A 22,389-nucleotide genomic window follows, 5' to 3' on the forward strand; every position below is an offset into this window, starting at 1 on the left:
TGGACACTTGACGTGCCGGTCTCTAGTTCTGCTCTTCCCTGCCACATTGCCCCCTTTATTGGTGGCAGGATAACAGACTTGTTCACGCCGAGAAAAGTACCCAACTGCGATACCTGATGTTCATCTTCTGTGATGATCCCTTTATATAATATTGAAATGGATTAACACCATCCAGGTCTTGGATAGTATAATCATTAGTAACAAGGAGTTCTGCATAAACCCCGACGTGGGGTATTACGAGCTGGCCGTCCTTTCGGTCGCCCTCAAGAAAAACTGTTGGAAACAACGTACGTTTGGTAATTTCTTCATCCTAAGGGGTTAGAAGAGAAAAGCGACTCCCAGCTCCAGAGTCAGGTTGAGCCGGGCCTCGCCGCGACGGAACAGGCCCTCGACGACCAGGTCCAGCTCCAGAGCCTGATTGAGGAAGGCGGCGGCGGAAGGAAAGAGGAGCAGGCCGGCCCCCATACGCAGGGCACAGTCGAAGTATTCAAGGGTTGCTTCGTCTTCGCCGTCGATGAGCGACCGCTGTTTCGCGTATCCCAGAGACGTGCCCAACCGGAAGAGGAGGGGCGGGTTCGACAGGCGGTACGTCGTCAGGCCGATCCGGGTGACGAGGCAGTCGTACTCCTCCTCCAGCATCAGGTAGGTGACGTCCAGCGATAAATAGTCCTCCAGGCCGACGTCACAGCCAACACTGAGGTTGTAGGACATCGGCCACGCTGACAGAGCATAGGCCGGACCGAGGCGTCCGCTCAGGAAAACGTCGAAGTCGCCAACGTAAGGCACGGGCGACCGTTCGGGCTCTACGGGTTCCTCCGGTTCGGCAGGCACGTCGGGTTCTGTGGGGACATCGGGTGGTATCGAAGGGTTCTGCGGCAGCTCGGCGAAGCACCCGGCGCAGAAAATCGCCTCGGCCGAGTTGAGGTGGCCGCAGTTGGGGCAAGGGTACATGTCGGCCAGGAGGGTGCCGCAGTTCCAGCAATCCTCGGCGTCGTCGGGATTGCTCGCCCCGCAGGAGGGGCAGATCATGGCGCTCGCGGCGAGGACGGCCGTCAGCAGCAATAACAGGCTACGTTTCATTAGTTGAGTTAGTTGCAGGTACATTACCAGCGTAGCAGATTCGGGGGTGAATTACAGCCTCCTGGTCGGGCTAACAGACACCTCCGCAATCGCCGGCCCTGTAGGGCGGGGGCTCTGTTTCCGCCGTTGTTCTGAGTGAACCGTCATCCAGAACCAGCCCCCCGAGGTATGCGGCTGCAACTAGCGAGGGCGGATCGGCAGGCGGGTATTAGCTGCGATCAGTCGTCGGAGATTGTAGATATAGCTGTGGCCACGTGAAACCTGATCGATAAATTTATTCCAGCGTTTCTTGACAACCTCCTGATTGGTGAAAGAGGCGTTGGCCAGGGTGGTTGCCACTATCTTGTAACTGTCGATGATCCTTTTGCAGACTGTCAGTTTCCTGGCCAGGACCGGTTCCCTGTCCCGTATAGTGTGGATTGTGTCATGATCGAGTTGGGTACTCAGCGCAATGATATAGGTGTTCTCACTCTCAGCGTTATGAAGCACTTCATTGAGGGCCAACTCTGCTTCCTCAAGAGCGTCAAAGGTCGTGTTATAAGCTTGCTCGAGACGGCGTTTTCGTTGTCGACTCTTTTTAATCCGTTCGAAGCCGTAGCCGATCAGTCCACCGATGCAGGTGCTGATCAGGGAGATTATCACTGGATCCATCAGCGCCCTCCTCCCTTGGGTATTAGGTTACCAGTCGATTATCGGGACGCTGTAAATGTGTGTCTACAGACGATGGTCTCCATCCGCTGAGTCGAAGACCCGCCTTGCTATCCCCCGCTTTACCCCTCCAGGCCCGACTGGAATTCTTCCAGTGCTCGAGCAGCCCGAAGACGCGGATCTTGCCACCGCCCCTCCCCCGACCCCGCTTGCCCTTGTGATGGCCGCCGAAGTAGGACTCATCGACTTCTATGTGCTTGTCGAATGTGCCCTTCGAGCTTTTCCAGCTCGGCCCGGCGATCGGCGGCGCTGCGCTCGCGGATTCGCTTGTAGTAACGATAAGACGTCTTGCGGTGGATGCCCAAGTCCTTGGCGACCCGCGCCGCCGGGACGCCGAGCCCGAACAGACGCGCTATCTCACTGAGTTTTTCCGGCGGCGGCTCGTTGCGGCGCCCCTCTGGGGACGATGGTTGAACAGCTTACCGCAACGCTTGCACATATGCCGCCCGTCGGCGCAGCGGTAGTGATAGCGGTAGTTGCCTCCGGGACACCTGACGTGCCGATCCCCTTTTTTATACTTGTTGTGTGGTTTTGGCTCAAATCATCAACTGAGGAGGAACGATGAAAAGGCTACTGATCGCTCTCGTCTCATTGGCGTTTATTGTTTCCGCCGCCACCTTCGAAAGCATTGATGAACTGAAAGATTATGTCTACAGCTACTTTGGTGAAGACGCAACTCTTATATATACTACCACATTTGAAGGAATTCCTATATATCAAGAGCCGACTTATGACTCTAAATCTGTCGGAATGCTTCATCAGTTTGGTATAGCGGAAGCTATTGATTATACAACTAGCAGTTATGCTACTGAAGAATGGTATTACGTCCGCACACTAAGAGGACACGAAGGGTGGGTTAATAATGTACAATTACATCCCAGTGGTGAAGGATATATAACTGTTCTGAAAAATCTAGATGAGGAAGGCTGGGAGATGATAGAAGAGTATGCTATGTCAGGTGGGTATTATACTGATTTGTAGAGCCAGTTGTTCCTGAAGATGCCACAGGGATAGAAACTAAGCTTGTTATTGGTGTGGGCCGACCTGAAGGTCGGCCCCGACTTGTTGGTATTCAACGGTTGTCGACCAACCGCCACAATCACCGGGATGAAAGCCAACGCCATTTCGCGTCGGACCGCTCCAGGGTCCGTTCCACAGGACAGCCGCCCACATTATCATCACGCAACGGTCCTCCATCCCCCGCTTTACCCCTCCAGGCCCGACTGGTATACTTCTAGCGCTTGAGCAGCCCGCTATCGCACAACCCACCAACCGGGAGAATACCCATGCGCACACCCGTCATCGTCGGCGCCGCCCGCACCCCCGTCGGCAAGTTCAACGGCGCCCTGGCCGCCGTCTCCGCTCCCGAGCTGGGAGCCCTGGCCCTCAAGGCCGCCCTGGACCGCGGCGGCGTCGATCCCGCCGCCGTCACCGAAGTCATCATGGGCAACGTCGTCGGCGCCGGCCTCGGCCAGGCCCCGGCCCGCCAGGCGGCCCTCGGAGCGGGCATCCCCCCGAGCAGCGGCGCCCTGACGATCAACAAGGTCTGCGGCTCCGGACTCAAGAGCGTCATGTTGGCCGCCCAGGCCGTCACCCTGGGCGACGAGGACGTCGTGGCCTGCGGCGGGATGGAATCGATGAGCCGGGCGCCCTACGCCCTGTCCAAGATGCGCGCCGGCGCCCGCATGGGCCACCAGAAGGCCCTGGACCTGATGATCCACGACGGCCTGTGGTGCCCCTTCGAGGATCACCACATGGGCAACGCCGGCGAGGTTATCGCCGAGGAATACGGCGTCGGCCGCGAGGAGCAGGACGCCTACGCCGCCCGCAGTCAGCAGAAGGCCCAGGCCGCCATCGAGGCCGGCCGCTTCGCCGACGAGATCGTCCCCGTTGAGATCCCCCAGCGCAAGGGCGACCCCGTCGTCATCGATACCGACGAGCAGCCGCGCTTCGACACCACGGCGCAGAAGCTGGCCAAACTGCGCCCCGCCTTCAAACGCGACGGCACCGTCACCGCCGGTAACGCCCCCAGCGTCAACGACGGCGCCGCCGCCGTCATCGTCACCTACGAAAAACTGGCCAGGAAAAAGGGCTGGCCGATCCTGGCGCGCATCAAGGGCCACGCCACCGGCGGCACCGACCCCCTCCATGTCCTGCTGGCCCCCCTCGAGGCCGTGCCCAAGCTCAACGCCAAGCTCGGCCTCACCAACGACGATTACGGCCTGATCGAACTCAACGAGGCCTTCAGCGTCCAGAGCATCGTCACCATCCGCGAGCTGGGCTGGAACGAGGATCAGGTCAACGTCAACGGCGGCGCCGTGGCCCTCGGCCACCCCATCGGCGCCTCGGGCGCCCGCATCCTGGTCACCCTGCTCTACGAGATGACCCGCCGCGACGATAAACTCGGCCTGGCCGCCCTGTGTCTCGGCGGCGGCAACGCCGTGGCCCTGGCCGTCGAGCGGCCCTGACCGCACCAGACCGCCGACGAGGCGGCACGCTTGTTGCCCGACAACACCCGGCCGCCGAGCCGGGTGTTGTCGGCCTGCAAGAAGCGTGACGCCGGAGCCGCAAAGAAGCGTGAACCGCTAAAGGGGAGAGCATGAAGACCATCCAACGACCGGCCTGGTTCGAACGCATCAAACCCCTCTGGCTCTGGCTGATGCTCGCCGTCGGCCTGGTCGGCTCGGTGCTGGCCGTGTTGCTGCTTCGGGATGCGCTGATCCCGCTGCGCGCCCTGGCGCCCCACGATCCCGTCGAACTGCAGTTCGCCTGGAGCCGCGCGGCGGCGATCGAGATCCTGCGCGGCTACGAGCTGCTCCTGCCCGCTCTGTTCACCTCCCTGGTCATCGACGGCTTCTTCCCCGTTTGCTACGGCCTGCTGCTCCTCGGCGCGGCGACGCTGGTCCGGCGTGGCACACCACCAGGAAGCTGGCGCCGCCTGGGCGGCGCGGCGATGCTGTTTGCCGGACTGGCACCGGTCTGCGACTGGCTGGAGAACGCCTTCACCCTACAGTTGATCACCAACCTCGAGACGGTTCCCGGCTGGGCCGTTTTCGGCCTGACCCTGTTCGCGGAGATAAAATGGCTGTTGCTGCTGGCGGTGGTCGTTTGGCTGTTGGGCGCCGTTATCGTCGTCATTCGCCGGCGCAGGTCGGTTAAGATTATAACTGACAAGGCATAAGGTCTATTCTCGTAGACGAATATAACCCTTGACAAATCAAGGGTGAAGGTTTAGAATCGCGCTTGTGTTAAGACATTTTCGCAATAAACCCAAGCGACAACCCGGGAGGTTCGAGATGGCCGGCATGCCTCTGATCGGCGACAAGTTCCCCGAGATGCAAGTTCAGACCACCCACGGTCCGCGCAAGCTGCCCCACGACATGAAGGGCCGCTGGTGGATCCTTTTCAGCCACCCCGCCGATTTTACCCCCGTCTGCACCACGGAGTTCCACGCTTTCCAGGCCCGCTGGGAGCAGTTCCAGGAGCTGGACTGCGATCTCCTCGGCCTCTCCGTCGACCAGGTCTTCAGCCACATCAAGTGGGTCGAGTGGATCGGCGACAACCTGGACACCGAGATCAAGTTCCCGATCATCGCCGACACCGGCCAGGTGGCCGAGACCCTGGGCCTGATCCACCCCGGCAAGGGCACCAACACCGTGCGCGCCGTCTTCTTCGTCGACCCCCGGGCCACCATCCGCGCCATGCTCTACTACCCCCAGGAGCTGGGCCGCAACATGGACGAGTTCGTCCGGATGGTCAAGGGTTTCCAACTGGCCGACGAGAAGAAGGTCGCCATCCCGGCTGACTGGCCGGAGAACAAGCTGGTCGGCGACCACGTCATCGTCCCGCCGGCCTCGGACCACGAAGCCGCCAAGAAGCGGATGCAGTCCAAAGACCACGAGTGCTACGACTGGTGGTTCTGCCACAAGAAGGCCTGAACTACCGGGTCGAGTTGGATGAAAACGGGGGCGCCCCAGCCTTGGGCGCCCCCGTAGTTATTGGTTCCAGCGGTTCTGTCGGTTCCGTCGGTTGGTGTCGCTGTGGCCTCGCTGTGTCATCTGGCGGTGCTGGTTAAGGGCGCCGCGTGAACCGGTTACTCGGTGAAAACCGCAGCGGCGATTTCGAGGGACAGCCGCGGCATCCGCTGGTGAACGCGCTCCAGCCGCTTGACCTCCTCGGGCTCGAGCTCGGCGAACAACGGCTTGCCGGCCAGGGGCAGGGCGGTGACGCACTGCAGGGACAGGGTCTCGACCTGCTGGACCCGGCCGACGGCGTAGGCCGTGCTGGTCTCGCCGTCGATGACGTGGCCCCCCTTGATCTTGACGTACTCGCCCAGCCCGCGGTCGTGTGACAGCATGGAGTCGGCGCTGAAGGCCCGGGCGGCGTAAACGGAGACCGAATCGCCCTCGAGGAGTCCGCGGACCAGCTCGACCGCTCCGTTGACCATTTCGTCCTCGATCGAGACGCGCCAGCCGAAGGGGTCGTCGAGGAAGTGGTCGGCGCCGTGGTAGCGTGAGAAGCTCTCCCCGCAGATGCTGGTGCGGACGACGACGACGTCGCCCAGCGCGAGCTTGTCCAGCAGGCCGCTGGAACGGCCGATGAGGACGAAGTTTTTCACTCCGGCGCTGTTGAGCACCAGCATCGCCTGGCCGACACGACAGGCGCCGTTATGGGTCAGGATGACGCTGAGCCGCTGACCGTGGAAGCTGCCGGTGGCGCCGTTGAACCAGCCCTGGAAATCCTCGGGGGCTTCGTCCCAGTGTTTGGCGAAGGCCTCGGGGGGCCAGTGTGTGGTCAGCACGACGGTCGAGGCCAGGTCCTCGGGCCGGCAACCAAAGTGGGTCTGGACCAGGCGGCGCGGTTCCAGTTCGAGCATCGGAAACTCCCACGGCGGAGTTCGAGTCACGCGACGATTTTACAGGTTGGGGCCTGTTCTGGCAAGGTTTCTCAGGCCGATCCCCGGCGCCGGAAACCATAACCCAGCACCTCGTGGACGTCGGTGATCACCACGAAGGCCCGTGGATCGGCGGCCTTGATCAAGCTCTTGAGCCGCCCGACCTCGCGCATGCCGACAACGCAGTAGAGCAGCGACTTTTCCTCGTTGGAGTACATCCCGCGGGCGGGCAGCCGGGTGGCCCCGCGGTTGAGCCCGGCCATGATCTGGTAGTAGACGATGTCGGGCAGCTCGGTGACGATCAGGGCGGCCCGGGCGTAGCCGAAGCCCTCGAGGATCAGATCGATGACCTTGATCGAGATCCACAACGCGCCGAAGCCGTAAAGCACCAGGTCGATACTCTGGAAGACGGCTCCGGCGAAGGCGATGATCGCGGCGTCGAAGAACAGGAAGCTGACCCCGGTGGAGAAGCCGGTGTAGCGGGCCAGGATGCGGGCCGGGATGTCGGTGCCCCCCGTCGAGCCGCCGCCACGGAACACCAACCCCAGACCCAGGCCCAACAGCACCGCGCCGTAGATACCGGCCATGATCTTGTCCTCGGTCAGGACGCCGATCTGGATCACCAGGTCGAACAGGTCGGTCATCACCGAGTAGAGCACCATGCCGACGACGGTCTTGACGCCGAAGCCGCCGCCGAGGAAGCGGATCCCCAGCAGGAACAAGGGAATGTTGATGGCCAGCATCGTCATCCCCACGGGCAGCTCAAAGATATGGTGCAGGGCGATGGCCAGTCCGCCGACGCCGCCCGGGGCGATCTTGTAGGGCACCAGAAAGGCCACCAGGCCGAAGCTGCCGATGGCGCAGCCCGCGACGATCAGGGCGTACTCGCGCAGCAGGCTGCGCCAGTCCAGCTTGCCCAAACTGCGCAACAGGGGCTTGAAACCACGGACGCGACTCACGATCCCTCCCTCGACGGGCCGGCGGACGGCGCTTGCGCGACTGAAAAGGCGGGGTGACGGTGGGGGGCGGCGAAAAAAAGCGTCCCCCAGATCAAAGAGAACGCGGCTCCGGCGCAGTGTAGTAAAGGGTAAGTCGGATTTCAACCCTTGTCGTCGACGGTGGCCAGCAGCCCTTCGACGGTGCCCGGGGTCAGCTCGGCCGGGACCCGCAGCCGGCGGACGCCGACTTCGGCGGTCAACTCGGCCAGGATGTCGAGGACGAGCTGGGCAAACCAGGGCTGGTTACCGTAGACGGCCACCGTGGGCAGAAGGGCCGCGGCGGCGGCGCCGAAATCCAACTGGTCGCCGAGGGTCGCCGGCCCCTTCTCCAGGGCCAGCACCCCGTGCAGGGGGGCGGTGAAGGTGTCGGTTTCGACGGAACCCAGGTCACCGCAGAAGGGGGTGTAGAGCAATCGCCAGCCGTCGTCGTCCCGACGGACGGCGGGCAGCTCGTCGCTGAGCACCCGCCAGCCCTGCCCGAGCAGGTTGCGCGACAGGGTGCTCTTGCCCGCCCCGGAGACGCCGGGACAGAGGTAACCGCGACCCTCCGGCGAGACCAGACCGGCGGCGTGAAACAACAGGCCCCGGGGCGGCAGCAGCAGCATCGCCGTCCAGGGGCGCAGCACCCAGCTGATGCCGGCGGCGTGGTACATACGCAGCAGCACCCGGGCTCCCTCCGAAGTTGGGTCGAGATCGAAGGCTCGGCCGCGGATCCGGCGAACACCATCGATGACCGGATAGGTCAATTCGCCCAGGTCCGCTTCCTCCACGTCCTCCCGGGGTCCGACGGCGAACTCGAGCCGCCAGTCAGCCGGGGTTTCGCCTGGAAGAGAGGTTTGGTACCTGCGGTAGTGCTCCAGCTCGTCGGGGAGGTCCAGCCGCAGGACGCCGTCGAGGTGATGCAGCAGGAAGGGTTCAGTCATGGTTGACCTCGATGCCGGCCCGGCGCAGCAGGACGGCGGTTTCGACCAGCGGCAGACCGATGACGTTGGAGAGGGAGCCCGAGACATACTCGACGAGCCAGGAGTCCCGGGGTTCGAAGCGCCCCCGCCGATCGGCGTCGTTAATCCGATGCGGGTCGGGGAAGGCGCCCGCGGCGTCCTGGACGGCGTAGGCTCCGGCTTTATCCAGGGGCGAGCCCCCGGCGACGTAATCGGCGATCCGCCCGGCGCTCAAGGAACGCAAACGGACGGTGCTGTCGACGCGGGCCGTCCAGCGTCCGGCGCCGGCCACGCCGACGGCGACGCCGCTGGTGACGATATGCTCCCGGCCCTGAAGGGCGGCGAGCATCGCCCGGGCCGTCTCAGAGTCCAGTGGTTTGCCCAGCACGCAGCCGTCGAGCCGGACGATAGTGTCGGCGGCCAGGATAACAGTGCCGACGGGATGCCGCTCCAGGGACCATTCCAGCTTGCGTTCGGCCAGGGCGACGGCCTGACCTGGGTTGTCGTCGGGCCAGCTTTCGTCTACCGTCGTCGGCCGCACCAGGGGCTCGATCCCCAGGCCCGCCAGCAACAGCCGGCGGCGCGGGCTGGCGCTGGCCAGCACCAGCTCGGCACCGCTCGCGACAGACACTAGCCGCCCTCCCCGGCCGGCCGCTCCAGCTCATCGGCCAGCTCGGCGAACAGAGCCGCCTCGGCCAGCAGGCGCCGGGAGCCCGCGTTGTCAGGATAGGCTTCGGCGGTCAAACTGTAGGTTCGCGAGAGGTGGCGACAGAGCCGGGCCACCACGGCGGGGGGCAGGTTCTCGACGGCTTCACCGCTCTCGAGGCAGCGTCGGACGCCGGCCTCGAAGTTATCGCTGAACACGGACCAGGGGACGGTCTCATAAAAATCATCCGCCGCCAGCTCCGGCGGGACCTTGATGAGCTGCCGCAGCTCGCGCCGGTGGAGGAGCAGCTCCAGCTCCAGGGCCGTCAGATTGTTGAGCAGCTCGAGCCCCGCCCCCGGTGGGCCGAAACCCGCCTCGCCCGGCAGGGGGTCCGGGACGCTTTCCAGCTGCGGCGCCAAGGTGTACAAGTCGACCGTATCGTTGGAAAAGGCCTTCAGCAGAGCTTCCAGCTCCGCCTTATCGTCGGCGGCCAGCCGATCGAGGAGCTCCAGCCGCACCGCGGGATCCCCGCTCTGCAGCAGCCAGGCCGTGCGTTGATCGTCGGCCAGCAGGCGGTCCAGATCGGCTCCGCTGTCCGGCAGCTTCCGCAGCACCCGGTAGGCCAGGTCCACCTCCCGGGGGCCGCCAATCAGACCGCTCTCGACGACGCCCTCCCGGGCCGCGTTACCCGCGGCCTCGAGGACCTCGACACCGGCGGCCAGCAGCTCGACGTTGTTGGGGCGGCGCTGCATCAGCTCCAGCACCGGGCCGACGGCGGCTTCGCCCTGACTACGCAGCTCCTCGACGACGCGGCGCCGCACAGCCTCGTCTGTGTCCTGCAGCCCCAGGACCAGGATCTCGACGATGCCGCGCTCGGAGAGCTCCCGGGCCGCCTCGAGACGCTGATTGCGGGAACCGTAGAGCAGCTCGGCCTCCAACTCCTCGACGTCGGCGCCGCAGCCGGCGTACAACAGAAACACCGCGACTGAGAAAACGGGGATGATCCAGTACTGTCGTTTATCCTTCATGGCCCTTTGGGTTCGTAGTGGCGGGGCGTTTCCAACCGGCGATGCCGAGGCGGGTGACCGTTGAAGCCCCGTTAGCTCGCCCGGAGTCGGGGCGCGGCCCGCCGCCGGAACTGGCACGGTTTTTGCATCTCGGCGCCCCTCGGCGCGGCGGCGAGGGTCCGCCTCCGCAAAAACCGTGCCAGTTCCGGCGGGCCGTGCTGCGCGGTGTTGCAGGGACGAGTGTTCAACGGTCGCCCGCCGCGGGTTATCAGCCCGCGGCGGCGTGGTGATCGGCCGCGGGGGATTCGAGTTCGGGATTGAGCGGGCGGCGGCGGGACCAGAGGTGCAACAGCAGGGCCAGGGGGGCGTAAAGGACGAGGGTGCGCACCCCCCACATGAAGCCCATCGTCAGTCCGCCTTCGAGGGGCATCCAGGCCAGGGAGACCGCCGAGACCACGGCGCCGAGGAGGGCGCCCGCCGGTGGGGTGATCCAGCTCAGGCCCCAGGCCGTCGCCGCCGCCAGCAAGCACCAACCGACGATAGCGGCCTCGGCCCCTTCGAAGACCAGGCGGGAGAGGGGCAGCCAAGCGGCCAGCCAGCCGGGGAAGAGCTGGGCCAGCAGAAAGAGGATCAGCCCGGAGAAGACGGCGCCGATCAGGGTGGCGCCGAGGTGGCCGCGCGGCCGGTTGCTTTCCCGCCGGCGCAACAGGGCGAAGACGGTCAGGGCGCTGAGGTTGCGCAGGGCGCCGTGCAGGAGCTCGGCCAGGGCGCCGGGAAAGTCGAAGCGGTGGGTGAAAAGGAAGAACAGGGCGGGGACGAGACCCAGGGCCAGGGCCCAGCGGTAGAGGTCACGGACCGGGGCGTGTTCGCGGGTCTGGGGAGGGGTGTCGGCCATCGGAGCGTCTCTAGTCGTCGGCCGCGACCGCCGCGGGCTCGGTCGGTCGGTGTCGCCACCAGACGGCGAAGACGGCGGGGAGGTAGCTGACCAGGACGGTCAGACCCTGCTCCCAGACGTCGGCGGCGTAGCGGTACTCGACCGGGGTGGTGTAGTAGAAGAAGGCGGTCACCGCGCCGACGGCCACCAGGAACAGGCCCCAGAAGCCGACGGCCTTGCCTTTTGAGATGTCCCAGCCCACGCCGACGAGAATACCGACCATGGCGCCCAGGATCAGCATGTTGATCAGCAGGCGGCCGTTGAAGTCGATCAGGCCCCAGGGCAGGCCGTAGAGCCATCCGACGAGGTATCCGGCTCCGTTGCCCGCCGCCAGACAGACGCCCATCGTCGAGGGCAGCTTCTTCAGCCGAACCAGGATCGGCGGGAAGAGCAGTTGGGCGACGAAATAGAAGGCGGCGAAGCTGAGGTAATCGCCGAGCTGGGCGACGAAGGGTCCGGGGGAGTGGCCGTAGAGGTGGTCGGTGAGCCAGGTGGCGCCGAGGGCGACGAGGGCGGCGCCGGCGGCCCAGGCCAGGTAGGCGGGCCACTGGCGGATCAGCTTGACGGGCTGTTCACTTTTCGCGGTCATCGGCTCGCTTCAGGAGAGGGCGGCGCAGCCCAGGGCCACGGCGATGGAGAGGAACTTGGTCTGCGGGCTGTCGGCCCGGCTGGGCAGGATCACCGGTGCCGCGGCCCCGACGACCACGGCCCCGGCCCGGGCGCCGACGAAGTAGGTGAAGGCCTTGTACAGGACGTTGGCGGCCTCGATGTCGGGACAGAGCAGGATATCGGCGTCGCCGGCGACCTCGCTGTCGATGCCCTTGATGCGGGCGGATTCGGCGGAAACGGCGTTGTCGAAGGCCAGGGGTCCGTCGACGACGCAGTCCCCCAATTGGCCCCGGCGGCTCATCACGGCCAGGGCGGCGGCGTCGCCGGTGCAGGGCATGGCCGGCAGGTTGACCTTCTCGACGGCGGCCAGGGCGGCCACCTTGGGGCGTTCGCAGCCCAGGGCGGCGGCCAGGCCGACGGCGTTGTTGACGATATCCACCTTGGCGGTCAGATCGGGACGGATGTTCAGCGCGGCGTCGGTGAGGTAGAGCAGTTGGTGGTAGGCCGGGATCTCGGCCACCATCACGTGGGACAGCAGGCGGCCGGTGCGCAGTCCGTGGGCCTCGTCGAGGACGGCGCGCAGGAAGACCTTGGTCGAGCAGCCGCCCTTCATCACCGCTTCGGCTTCACCCGCGCCGACGGCGGCGGCGGCGCGGGCGGCGGCTTCGGCGCCCCGGGCCTCGATCAGCTCGAAGGATGACAGGTCGACCCCGGCCTCCTCGGCCAGGCGTTGGGTCTCTTCGAGCTCACCGAAGAGGACGGCCTCGGCGATGCTCTCCTCGTGGGCCCGGGCCACCGCCTGGAGGGTGACCGTATTCTCCGAGCCCGCCACGGCCAGGCGGCGCGAAGGCTCTTCCTTGACCCGCTCGACCAGTTGATCCAGGTTTTCGAAACGCATTGAACCGCTCCTTCACCGCGGTGTTCGAGGTACTTCTTATCGTTAAGACTGATTCTAGTCCCGCTCGCCGGGGATATAGGAGTGGGACAGGGAGGCGATGGCCTCGATCCGGCGGCGGGCGAGGCGTTCGGCGGCCTCGATGGTCGAGATTCCCTCGGCCTCGGAGAGCTCGAAGACGTTGTTCAGGCGTTCGCCGATGCGGCGGTTCATGGCGAAGACCCAATCCTCGGGCCGTCTCTCCAGCTCGCCGACCACGCTGATCAACCCGCCGGAGTTGACGATGAAGTCCGGGGCGTAGAGGATGTCGCGCTCGGCCAGTTGGTCGTCATCGGTGAAGCCCGGAGCGACCTGGGCGTTGGCGGCGCCGCAGACGATGCGACCGGCCAGCTTCTCGAGGTAGGGGGCGTCGATGAAGCCGCCGCGACCGCAGGGGCAGAAGACGTCGACGTCGGTCGCGATCAGCTCCTCGGCATCCAGGGGGGTCAAGCCGGGGTTGGTCTCGACGATTCGCCGTTGGCGGGCCTCGTTGTGGTCGTGGATGAAGACCTCGCCGCCGGCCTCGCTCAGGGCGGCGGCCAGCAGGGAGCCCACGGCGCCGACGCCCTGGACGGCGAAGCGGCGGCCGGCCAGGCCCGTCGTATGACCGCGGCGCTCCAGGCAGACCTCGATGGCCGCCAGCACACCGTCGGCGGTGACGGCGCTGGGATCGTAGCTGCCGGCGAACAGGCTGCGCCCGGCGACGTAATCCGTCTCCGTGGCCACGTAACCCAGGTCCAGGGCGGTGAGTCCGACGTCGGGGGCGCCGATCAGCCGACCGCCCAGGGTCTGGATGAAGCGCCCCAGGGCGCGGAAGGCGGCTTCGCGACGCTCCGCCGCCGGCTGGTCCAACAGTACCACCTGACCACCGCCGTAATTGACCTCGGCGGCGGCGGCCTTATGGGTCAATTGCTCGCTGAGGACGAGGGCGTCGGTCAGCGCCTCGTCCTCGTCGCTGTAATCCCGGGCGCGGATGCCGGCGATGGCCGGGCCCAGGGTTGTCTGATGAACGCAGCAGATGGCCCGCAGACCCACGCCCGGGTTGCTGCAGAAGGCCACCTGCTCGTGATCCGCCGTCTCCAGACTGCGGAAGATCTCCATAAAATGTCTCCCCTGGCTAAACGTTCGCCGTCGGCGGAACCGTCGTCCGTCGACGGCCGCCCGCCGGTCGATTATCGCACGAGAGCGCCGTCGGGCTCAAGCCCGGCCGCGGCGGCGGTGCCTCCGGCCGTTGAAAAACAGCCCCGGGCGCCCCGCGGCTCAACCGCCGCCCGCGGCCGCCGGAACCGGCACAGTTTTTGCATCTCGGCGCCCGTTGGCGCGGCGGCAACGCTGCGCCTCCGCAAAAACTGTGCCGGTTCCGGCGGCGGTTATCCGGGAGGTCGGCGGGTGTTCCCGGGGGTTGTTTTTCAACGGCCGGTCGGCGCCGGTTTGTCAGGCTTGCTTGTGGCGCCAGCGGTACCAGCCCAGCAGGAAGGGGCTGGCGATGAAGATCGAGGAGTAGGTGCCGACGAGGACGCCGATGGTCAGGGCGAGGGCGAAGTCGTGGATCACGCTGCCGCCGAAGAGAACCAGCACCAGGGTGACGATCAGGGTGGTTCCCGAGGTCAGTACGGTGCGGGAGAGGGTTTCGTTGATGGCGGTGTTGATGATTTCGCGCAGACCGCGGCGTCGCAGCAGCTTGCGGTCCTCGCGCACCCGGTCGAAGACGACGATGGTGTCGTTGAGGGAGTAGCCGACGAGGGTCAGCAGTGCGGCGATGAAGGTCAGGTCGATCTCCTTGCCCAGCAGGACGAAGATCGCCAGGGTGAGCAGGATGTCGTGGGCCAGGGCGACGATGGCGCCGAGGGCGAAGGAGAACTCGAAGCGCAGGGAGATGTAGGCCAGGATCAGTACCAGGGCGACGATGATCGAGGTCAGGGCCGCCGAGCCCAGCTCCTCGCCGACCTTGGGTCCGATGACGTTGGTGCTCTGAACCTGGAAGGCGCCGACGTAGGCGCGTTCCTCGAGGGTATCCAGCTCCGCGGCGCTCAGGCCGGCCTGGCGGGCCAGCTCGAGGGCCTCGTCCATCGAGTCCAGCAGGCGCATGGTGTCGACGCTGGAGCCGAGGTTGCGGGCCTCGGTCAGGGCAGCGGCGTAGGCCTCGAGGCTGGAGGGGGCTTGCTCGTCCGCGGTGGTCTCGTCGAGCCCGCCGAGCTCGGCGGCGGTTTCCGCAGCGGCCGCGGCGGCGGGCTGGGCCGCAGACGCTTCATCCTCGTCGTCGACACCGAAGACGCGCTCCAGCTCGCGGACATAGTCGGCCTCGCCGACGGGGTCGTTGAGGTTGAAGCGGTTCTCGGCGTAGTTTTCCGAGGGTCGCAGCTCCCTGAGGGTGCTGATGATGCTTTGGTTGGTGGCCGTTTCGATCAGGGTTTCGATGTCCGAGGCCAGCTCGTCGGCGTCGGCCTGGTTGATGACCAGGCGCTGGTCGTCGCCGGCGGTCACCTGGAGCAGGCTCTTTTCCAGGCTGAAGCGCTCGGGGAAGTAGGGCAGCAGGGCCCGGGGGATGGCTTCGATCTCCTCGAGCTGCTCCCAGTCCTTGATCGGCCCGACGTCTTCGCGGTAGGCGACGATCGCGGCGGCCAAGCGCTCGGCGGAGCCCTCGCTCTTGTTGCGGATGATGATCTCGTCGTCGGCGGCGCCGATGGTGTAGACGTCCATCCCCAGTTGTTCGCGGATCATCGACAGGTCATCGAGGTCGACGGGTTCGTCGAACTTGACCTGAACGCGCACACCGCCGGTGAAGTCGATGCCCAGGTTGAAGCCGCCGGCGATGAAGAAGCTCACCAGCCCGGCCAGGATCACCAGCCCGGAGATGACGAAGGCGATGTGGCGCCGCTTGATGAAGTCGTACTTGGTATCGGTGAAGATCTGCAAGGCTTACCCCCCGCGTCGCGACGCGGCGTTAGATGGAGAGCTTGTCGGTCTTGATCCGGCGGGCCCGCGCGTCGAAGATGGCGCGGGTGAACACCAGGGCCGTGAACATCGAGCTGAGGATACCGATGGCCAGCGTGACCGCGAAGCCGCGAATCGGTCCGGTCCCCAACAGGTAGAGCACCCCGGCGGTCAACAGGGTGGTGACGTTGGCGTCGAGGATGGTGATGAAGGCCTTGTTGTAGCCGGCGTTGATAGCAGTGGGCACGTTCTTGCCGGCTCGACGCTCCTCGCGGATGCGTTCGAAGATCAGCACGTTGGCGTCGACGGCCATGCCGATGGTCAGGATGATCCCGGCGATGCCCGGCAGGGTCAGGGTGGCGCCGAGGACGGCCAGGGCGGCCACGATGATGACCATGTTGAACAACAGGGCCAGGTCGGCGATCAGGCCGGAGAACTTGTACCAGACCATCATGAAGGCCAGCACGACGGCCAGGCCGATCAGGGCGGCGGTGACGCCGTACTTGATCGAATCCGAGCCCAGGCTGGGGCCGATGGTGTCTTCCTGGATGATCTTCAGCGGTACGGGCAGGGCGCCGGCGCGGAGCTTGATCGCCAGATCGCTGGCCTCCTGGCTGGTGAAGGAGCCGGTGATCTGGCCCCGGCCGCGGATCTCCTCGCGGATGTAGGGGCTGCTGATCACCCGGTCGTCGAGGGCGATGGCCAGGTAGCCGCCGACGTTGGCGGCGGTGATCTCGCCGAAGTCCTCGGAGCCCGAGTAGTTGAAGCGGAAGGAGACCGCCGCCCCGCCGTACTGGTCGCGGTCCAGGAAGGCGTTGGTCAGGTCCTCGCCCTTGACGACACGGGAGTAGTCGAGGAGGTAGAGGCGGTAGAACTCGTCGACGGGCTCGCCGTAGGCCGCCTGCAGATCCTCGGCCACGTCGTAGACCCAATCCTGGGCCGCGCCGCCGACGGCGAAGGGCTCGGAAAGCAGCAGGCGGGCGTTGTTGGGCACCCGGCGCAGCACGTCGGGGTCCTCGAGCATCGCGTCGACACGGGCGTACTCCTGGGCCGGCAGGTAGGCCCGGCCGCCGATGGTGTAGATACCGCGCTCGGTCAGCAGCGGCCGATAGGCGGGCAGCTCGGCTATCTGCGTCAGGACACCGGGCAGTTGGGCGTCGGCGGTCAGGGCGAACTCGAGGACCGCCCGCTCGCCGATCAGGGCCTTGGCGCGTTCGGCGTCGCGGATGCCGGGCAGCATGACCGAGATGCCGTTGGCGCCGACCTTCTCGACCACGGGTTCGCGCACACCGAACTCGTCGACGCGGCGACGGATGATCTCCAGGGCGCGGTCGACGGCGTCGGCTTGCTCGTCCTCGTCGAGTTTGCTCATGTCGGCTTCCATGCGCAACACCATGCCGCCCTCGAGGTCCAGCCCCAGCTTGACCTGATCCCGGGGCAGCCACTGACGCACGCCCTCGGGCAGCTCGTCGAGCAGCCCGGTGGTGGGCAGGGCGAAGAGAACCGCGGCGATGAGCACCAGGATGCTTATCAGACCGTAGTACCGCCGCTTACGGGCCATCGAAACTCCTTGTAAAACCGGTTCGGTGGGTAAAGGGCAACGCCGCTAGTCGCTGCGGCGCAGGTTCAGTAATCGTAAAGTGTCCGGCAGCGGTTGTTCGAAGACCGCCGCCAGGGATTCCAGCAGGCTTTCTTCCAGACCGGTGAGGACCACTCTGCCGTCGCCGATCGGTTCGCGTACCACGGGGGCGGTGATGACGAGGTCACCGCTGACGACGGCCAGGGGTTTGGCGTGGTTGGCCGCCGTCAGCTCGGCCAGGTTCGCCGTTCCCGCCTCGTCGAAGGTCATCCGCAGTTCGGGGTGGCCGAAGTCGTTCTCGCCCACTTCGACGCTCAAGCCAGCCAGGGTCAAGGCCGCTGCTTCGTCGAGGAGATAGAAGTAATCGCGGCCGTCGGTATCGGGCCGCAGGGCCCAGGCCGTATCAGCTCCCGGGGCGACGTCCCCGCGGCCGCCCCCGTGAACGACCACGCGGTAACCGTCGAAGCCCAGCTCCACCCCGGCGGGGGTTTCGAAGTCCCAGAGCACGCCGGCGGGATCGATGACGGGAACCAAACGCGCCGGGCCGGTGGACAGGAGCAGGGCCAGGTCCGCCTCGGCGGCGGGCCAGTCGAGTTCCAGTTCGAGGGTTCCCAGCGCCAGGCCGGCATCACACAGGTCGCCGCCGCTGTACTCGAGTTGCAAGTCGCTGATCGACTGTTCGTTCAGCGAGCCGCCGTGAGCGGCCAGGCGCTCGCCGACCAGGACGGTCAGCTCCAGGTAATCGCCCAGTGCGGCGCCGGGCAAGCTTTCGTAAGTCGCCAGGTAGGTCGCGGCCGCGCTCGGCGTCAGCGCCGACAGCACCAAGATGACGATCAGTCGCCGTTGGCCCGCGCTCACGTCTCGACCCCCAGCTCCAGGCAGGCCAGGGCCTCGAGCTGCGGACCGCTGGTCATGCCGGCTTGCAACAGGCTGTGGCCCCGGGCGGCGATCATCACCGCGTTGTCCGTGCAGAGCGCCGGTGGTGCGAAAAACACCTGTACGCCCTCCTCGTCGGCGCGATGGTCAAGGTAGGCGCGCAGGCCCCGGTTGGCCGCCACGCCGCCGCCGAGGATCAGCTTGTCGAGCCTCGTCGCGGCGCAGGCGCGCAGGGCCTTCTCACCCAGGGTCTCGACGACGGACCGCTGGAACCCCCGGGCCACCGAACGGCGTCGGTCCTCGTCGAGTTCACCCGCTTCGTCCAATTCTGCAATCCGCCGGGCCGCCGCCGTCTTGAGTCCGGCGAAGCTGAAGTCCAACCCGGCGGGCAACGGCCGCGGAAAGTCCTCGGCTGCCGCGCGCGGACCATCCTCGGCCCCTTCCCGGGCCAGGGCGTCCATCCGCGGTCCCGCCGGATAGGGGATGCCCAGCAGGCGGCCGACCTTGTCGTAGGCCTCGCCGACGGCGTCGTCGACGGTCTCGCCCAGGAGCTCGAAGACCAGCAGGCCCGGATGCCCGCCGTCCTCGTCCACCCGGTACAGGGCCGTGTGGCCGCCGGAGACCAACAGGCCGACGAAGGGCGGCGTCGGGGCCGCCGGGTCCAGCAGCGGCGCCTGCAGGTGGGCGGCCAGATGGTTGACACCGACGAAGGGTACCCCCAGCCCGGCGGCCAGGGCCTTGCCGAAATTCAACCCCACCAGCAGGGCGCCGGTCAGCCCGGGGCCGTAGGTGGCGGCGACGGCGTCCAGCTCATCGTAGCCGACACCGGAGCGTTCGAGGGTTTCACGAACAACCGGCAGCAGCTTGCTGATGTGGCGCCGACTCGCCAGCTCGGGCACCACACCGCCGTAGGCGGCGAAGAACTCGGCTTCCGAGGAGACCACGGAGCCCAGCACCTCGCGACCGTCGGCCAGCACCGCCGCGGCCGTCTCGTCACAGGAGGTTTCCAGTCCGAGGACGAGCAGACCTGCCTCCCGGGAAAGCCGGAAAGAGCGGATTGTATTCAGGCGAGCGATTGTAGCACAGCGCCGCCCGCCGGGCAAGAATGGCGATGCCGGTCACGCGGCGTTCAACCGAAGCCGCAGGCCCGGACCTGCGAAAAACAGCCCGCCGGACTCGACGACGGTTCGCGATCCCCGGCGCCGCCGGAACTGGCACGGTTTTTGCGGAGGCGCACCGTTGCCGCCGCTCCAACGGTCGCCGAGATGCAAAAACCGTGCCAGTTCCGGCTCGGGGGCTGGCCGGCCGGCTGTTTTTCGTAGGTTCGGGCGGCGTCATTTTATCGGTGCCGCAACGGCTGTGGCCCCTACTCATCGCGCCAGAGGTGATCCCGGGTTATTGGAACGATCTCCGGCCAACCGTCTACGTAATCCAGCTCGGCAATCCCGAGTTGCGGGACCCCCAAGTTCTCTCCGTCGTAATTGTGGAAACTCAACAGGTAGCGGGAGCCGTCATCGTGGATCCCGGCGTGACCGGGTCCGTGGTAGCGCCTGTCGCCGAGGGTTTCGCCGTGGCAATCGATGAGCAGGCTGCCGCGGCCTTCCAGTAAGCCGATGCAGGCGCGGTCCTCGGCGGACATATTGGCAACGGTGTAGTAGATGCGGCGCGGCCCGGCGAAGGTCGGCGCCCAGCAGGCCCCGTCGTTTTCCGGGACCCTCTCGGCGAACCAGGCTGGTTTGTCGGCCAGCAGACAGAGCCCCGGCCGCCAACCGAAGCTTCCCGGTGACAGAAACCATAACTCCAGCCCACAGCGATAGGCCGGACTTTGCTCCTTGCCCGTAACCGCCAGCATCAGCCAGCCGTCCAGCTCGACGATCCGGCTGGGATCGTGGATGTGCCAACCGTCATCGGCAATGGGATGGCCTTGATCCATCTCATCATAGATCTCGAGGAGATCGGCATCGCCGAAGGCGACACCGGCCAGGGCCAGAGCCAACAGCGCTGGTGAGCGGATAAGCAAACGGAGGCTCCAGCGTCAATCCTGCCGGATGGCGCTGTTCGTCGGGACAATCAAGGGGCAAGGCTCCCCGGGAACCAGGCTGCGAGTTTGAACCTGTCCGCCGCTCGGGTCCGTTCAGGTGCGGTTGACCCGCCAGATCAGCACCAGGCCGACGGCGGCGAAGAGGATGTTGGGCAGGTAGGCCGCCCAGAAGGGGGTGATGACCCCGGACTGCCCCAGGGCCCGGCCCATGGCGATGAAGCCCCAGAGGACGAAGCCCAACAGCACGGCCACGCCGAAGCCCAGGGCGGTTCCGGAGCGGGCGGTGCGGATGGCCAGCGGCGCGCCGAGGAGCACCACCACCAGGTTGGCCAGGGCGACGCTGATCTTGAGCTCCAGCTCGACGCGCTCCTCGTTGGTTTCCTTGCCGGCGCGTTCCAGGCGCTGGATGTGCTCGTAGAGCTCCTGGTAGGTCATGTCCTCGGGTGTTTTGGCCAGGATGCCGAACTCCGTCGGACTTTCGACGATGGGCACGGTCATCTCGTCGATCTGATCGAGGGCGGTTTCGAGGCCGTCGGGGCCGAAGGTGCGTACCTCGCAGTCGAAGAAGTGCCATTCGTCGTCGATGTACTCGGCGGCGACGGCGTCGATGCGCTGTTCCACCGAGGCCTCGTCGGTGTCGTCGTCGGAGAAGACGAGGAGGGACGGCCGGCTCATCTTGCCGTTGTAGGCGTCGAGGACTCCGGCGTAGAGCAGGTTGCCGTTCTGCAGGTTGGCCGAGTAATCGTTGGTCTTCATCCGGGCCTCTTTATCCTTGTGATCGAAGACCCATTTCTGGATGTTGACCATCTCCTCGTTGGCCGGTGGGACGACGACCTCGCCCCAGACCCAGACCAGGGCGGCGATCAGCGCCCCCATCACGATCAGCGGGGCGAAGACCCGCAGCAGGGAGATGCCCCCGGCCTTCATCGCCGTGATCTCCGAGCCCTTGGAGAGCACGCTGATGCAGAACAGGACCCCCAGCAGCACGGCGATGGGGTTGATCCACTTGATGACGAAGGGCACCATCAGCAGGTAGTACTCGGCGATGATCCCCACGTCGGTCCCGCGGGCCATGAAGCGGCTGACGCTCTCGATGAAGTTCACCACCAGATAGATGACGATGAACGCCAGCAGCGCATAGAGGTAGTAGCGCAGGAACTGGCCGACGACGTAGCGGTCTAGTTTTCGTCCGAGCATCGGGACCCTTGATGGTTAGGCGGCCCTAGGATACCTGTTCGCCGCCCCGGGGGCAAGCCCGCCCTCGGCGAGTCCCACCCTTGACCGCGGCGGCCCGCCGGGGGTATAGTTGGTACGTTCGTCAAGGCAGACAAGCACGTCAACCGGGAGGCTGCGATGGCCGTCCATCAGGGACAGCTCGTCGGCGAGGGGAAGAGTATCGGCATCGTCGTCAGCCGCTTCAACGAGTTCATCACCTCGAAGCTCCTCGGCGGGGCCCTGGACGCCCTGACCCGGCACCGGGTGGCCGCGGGCGACATCGACGTCTACTGGGTCCCCGGCTCCTGGGAGATCCCCGCCACGGCCAAGCGCCTGGCACCGAAGTACGACGCCGTCATCTGCCTCGGCGCGGTCATCCGCGGCGGCACCCCCCACTTCGACTACGTCGCCGCCGAGGTCGCCAAGGGCGTGGCCGCCGTCGGCCTGGAGAGCGACAAGCCCGTCGTCTTCGGCGTGCTGACCACGGACACCATCGAGCAGGCCATCGAGCGCGCCGGGACCAAGTCCGGTAACCGCGGCGCCGACGCCGCCCTGACCGCCCTCGAGCTGATCGACCTCTACGCGAATATCGGCTAGTCAGCCACGCCATTAACCGAGCAAATAACGGGGCCGCCGGGTCCCGTTGTTTTGAGCGGCCCGCCGAGGATCGTCGTCGGGCTGGATACGACATCGCCCGATAAACGGCGGGGGCAGAGTCCCCACCTTACGGGGCGGTGATTACGGCGGTGTCTGTTATCCTGACCAGGAGGCTGTAATCCACCCCGTATCTGCTACGCTTGTAATGTACCCTCAACCAACTCAACTAATGAAACGTAGCCCGCTAATACTCTTAGGGATCGTATACCGTGTTCGGACCGATACATGTATGTAACATGCTGTTAACATACGGGATGGGCTGTGATATTCTGCCACGAAAAGGCGATCAACAAGAGGCAGAAAACCGAGCAACCGACCGGCCCAGTTGTTGCCCAA

Annotated in this window: 22 protein-coding genes and 1 pseudogene; 5 read left to right on the forward strand and 18 right to left on the reverse strand. The window is 65.8% G+C overall.

Annotated features, from left to right (window positions below; all coding sequences use genetic code 11):
• Positions 1–318: 318 nt before the first annotated feature.
• The 3 genes and pseudogenes from GF399_07820 to GF399_07830 all read right to left on the reverse strand — a co-directional run bounded on the left by GF399_07820 (position 319) and on the right by GF399_07830 (position 1,981).
• A complete protein-coding gene (locus GF399_07820; GenBank protein ID MBD3400225.1) occupies positions 319–1,104 on the reverse strand; it encodes a hypothetical protein in 786 nt (261 codons plus the stop codon).
• Positions 1,105–1,260: 156 nt separating this feature from the next.
• A complete protein-coding gene (locus tag GF399_07825) occupies positions 1,261–1,731 on the reverse strand; it encodes a hypothetical protein (protein ID MBD3400226.1) in 471 nt (156 codons plus the stop codon).
• A gap of 157 nt (positions 1,732–1,888) precedes the next feature.
• Positions 1,889–1,981 (reverse strand): annotated as a pseudogene (locus GF399_07830) (IS1595 family transposase).
• A 368-nt stretch (positions 1,982–2,349) separates the two neighbouring features.
• Between GF399_07830 and GF399_07835 the strand changes: the two are divergent.
• The 4 genes from GF399_07835 (at position 2,350) to GF399_07850 (ending at position 5,726) form a co-directional block, all read left to right on the forward strand.
• Positions 2,350–2,769: a hypothetical protein gene (locus GF399_07835; GenBank protein ID MBD3400227.1), complete on the forward strand. Its 420-nt coding sequence runs from the start codon at positions 2,350–2,352 to the stop codon at positions 2,767–2,769.
• Between the two features lie 305 nt (positions 2,770–3,074).
• Entirely contained in the window at positions 3,075–4,256 is a 1,182-nt protein-coding gene (locus GF399_07840) for an acetyl-CoA C-acyltransferase (GenBank protein ID MBD3400228.1), read from the forward strand.
• 131 nt (positions 4,257–4,387) lie between these two features.
• Positions 4,388–4,969, forward strand: a complete 582-nt coding sequence (locus GF399_07845; GenBank protein MBD3400229.1) for a hypothetical protein — start codon at positions 4,388–4,390, stop codon at positions 4,967–4,969.
• A 115-nt stretch (positions 4,970–5,084) separates the two neighbouring features.
• On the forward strand, positions 5,085–5,726 hold the full coding sequence (locus tag GF399_07850; protein MBD3400230.1) for a peroxiredoxin: 642 nt from the start codon (positions 5,085–5,087) through the stop codon (positions 5,724–5,726).
• A gap of 155 nt (positions 5,727–5,881) precedes the next feature.
• On the opposite strand, the gene GF399_07855 is transcribed toward GF399_07850, so the two are convergent.
• The 15 genes from GF399_07855 to GF399_07925 form a co-directional block, all read right to left on the reverse strand.
• A complete protein-coding gene (locus tag GF399_07855; GenBank protein MBD3400231.1) occupies positions 5,882–6,664 on the reverse strand; it encodes a hypothetical protein in 783 nt (260 codons plus the stop codon).
• 71 nt (positions 6,665–6,735) lie between these two features.
• Positions 6,736–7,641, reverse strand: a complete 906-nt coding sequence (locus tag GF399_07860) for a DUF2179 domain-containing protein (protein MBD3400232.1) — start codon at positions 7,639–7,641, stop codon at positions 6,736–6,738.
• A gap of 140 nt (positions 7,642–7,781) precedes the next feature.
• Complete coding sequence (locus GF399_07865; GenBank protein ID MBD3400233.1) at positions 7,782–8,603, reverse strand: hypothetical protein; 822 nt, start codon at positions 8,601–8,603, stop codon at positions 7,782–7,784.
• Positions 8,596–9,252, reverse strand: coding sequence for a septum formation inhibitor Maf (locus GF399_07870; protein ID MBD3400234.1), 657 nt, complete (start codon positions 9,250–9,252; stop codon positions 8,596–8,598). The genes GF399_07865 and GF399_07870 overlap by 8 nt, the downstream gene beginning before the upstream one ends.
• Positions 9,252–10,295 carry a hypothetical protein gene (locus GF399_07875; GenBank protein MBD3400235.1) on the reverse strand — a complete coding sequence of 348 codons (1,044 nt, stop codon included), beginning with the start codon at positions 10,293–10,295 and terminating at the stop codon, positions 9,252–9,254. The genes GF399_07870 and GF399_07875 overlap by 1 nt, the downstream gene beginning before the upstream one ends.
• A gap of 247 nt (positions 10,296–10,542) precedes the next feature.
• Positions 10,543–11,169, reverse strand: a complete 627-nt coding sequence (locus GF399_07880; protein MBD3400236.1) for a hypothetical protein — start codon at positions 11,167–11,169, stop codon at positions 10,543–10,545.
• A 10-nt stretch (positions 11,170–11,179) separates the two neighbouring features.
• Positions 11,180–11,797, reverse strand: a complete 618-nt coding sequence (locus GF399_07885; GenBank protein ID MBD3400237.1) for a hypothetical protein — start codon at positions 11,795–11,797, stop codon at positions 11,180–11,182.
• Between the two features lie 9 nt (positions 11,798–11,806).
• Positions 11,807–12,715: a bifunctional enoyl-CoA hydratase/phosphate acetyltransferase gene (locus GF399_07890; protein MBD3400238.1), complete on the reverse strand. Its 909-nt coding sequence runs from the start codon at positions 12,713–12,715 to the stop codon at positions 11,807–11,809.
• A 54-nt stretch (positions 12,716–12,769) separates the two neighbouring features.
• Positions 12,770–13,852 (reverse strand): leucine dehydrogenase, encoded by a 1,083-nt coding sequence (locus GF399_07895; protein MBD3400239.1) that lies wholly within the window; start codon positions 13,850–13,852, stop codon positions 12,770–12,772.
• A 333-nt stretch (positions 13,853–14,185) separates the two neighbouring features.
• Positions 14,186–15,667, reverse strand: coding sequence for a protein translocase subunit SecF (secF, locus tag GF399_07900; GenBank protein ID MBD3400240.1), 1,482 nt, complete (start codon positions 15,665–15,667; stop codon positions 14,186–14,188).
• A 28-nt stretch (positions 15,668–15,695) separates the two neighbouring features.
• Positions 15,696–17,246, reverse strand: coding sequence for a protein translocase subunit SecD (gene secD / locus GF399_07905; GenBank protein MBD3400241.1), 1,551 nt, complete (start codon positions 17,244–17,246; stop codon positions 15,696–15,698).
• A gap of 45 nt (positions 17,247–17,291) precedes the next feature.
• Entirely contained in the window at positions 17,292–18,122 is an 831-nt protein-coding gene (locus GF399_07910) for a hypothetical protein (protein ID MBD3400242.1), read from the reverse strand.
• Positions 18,119–19,165: a tRNA (adenosine(37)-N6)-threonylcarbamoyltransferase complex transferase subunit TsaD gene (gene tsaD, locus GF399_07915; GenBank protein MBD3400243.1), complete on the reverse strand. Its 1,047-nt coding sequence runs from the start codon at positions 19,163–19,165 to the stop codon at positions 18,119–18,121. Before tsaD ends, GF399_07910 begins: the two co-directional genes overlap by 4 nt.
• A gap of 341 nt (positions 19,166–19,506) precedes the next feature.
• A complete protein-coding gene (locus GF399_07920; protein ID MBD3400244.1) occupies positions 19,507–20,160 on the reverse strand; it encodes a hypothetical protein in 654 nt (217 codons plus the stop codon).
• 114 nt (positions 20,161–20,274) lie between these two features.
• The gene (locus GF399_07925) at positions 20,275–21,378 is read right to left on the reverse strand and encodes an LptF/LptG family permease (protein ID MBD3400245.1); all 1,104 of its coding nucleotides are present in this window, start codon (positions 21,376–21,378) and stop codon (positions 20,275–20,277) included.
• 156 nt (positions 21,379–21,534) lie between these two features.
• On the opposite strand from GF399_07925, the gene GF399_07930 reads away from it, so the two are divergent.
• Positions 21,535–21,993 (forward strand): 6,7-dimethyl-8-ribityllumazine synthase, encoded by a 459-nt coding sequence (locus GF399_07930; protein MBD3400246.1) that lies wholly within the window; start codon positions 21,535–21,537, stop codon positions 21,991–21,993.
• The last annotated feature ends 396 nt before the right edge of the window (positions 21,994–22,389 follow it).

The organism is Candidatus Coatesbacteria bacterium (assembly GCA_014728225.1).
Taxonomy (GTDB): Bacteria; RBG-13-66-14; RBG-13-66-14; order RBG-13-66-14; family RBG-13-66-14; genus WJLX01.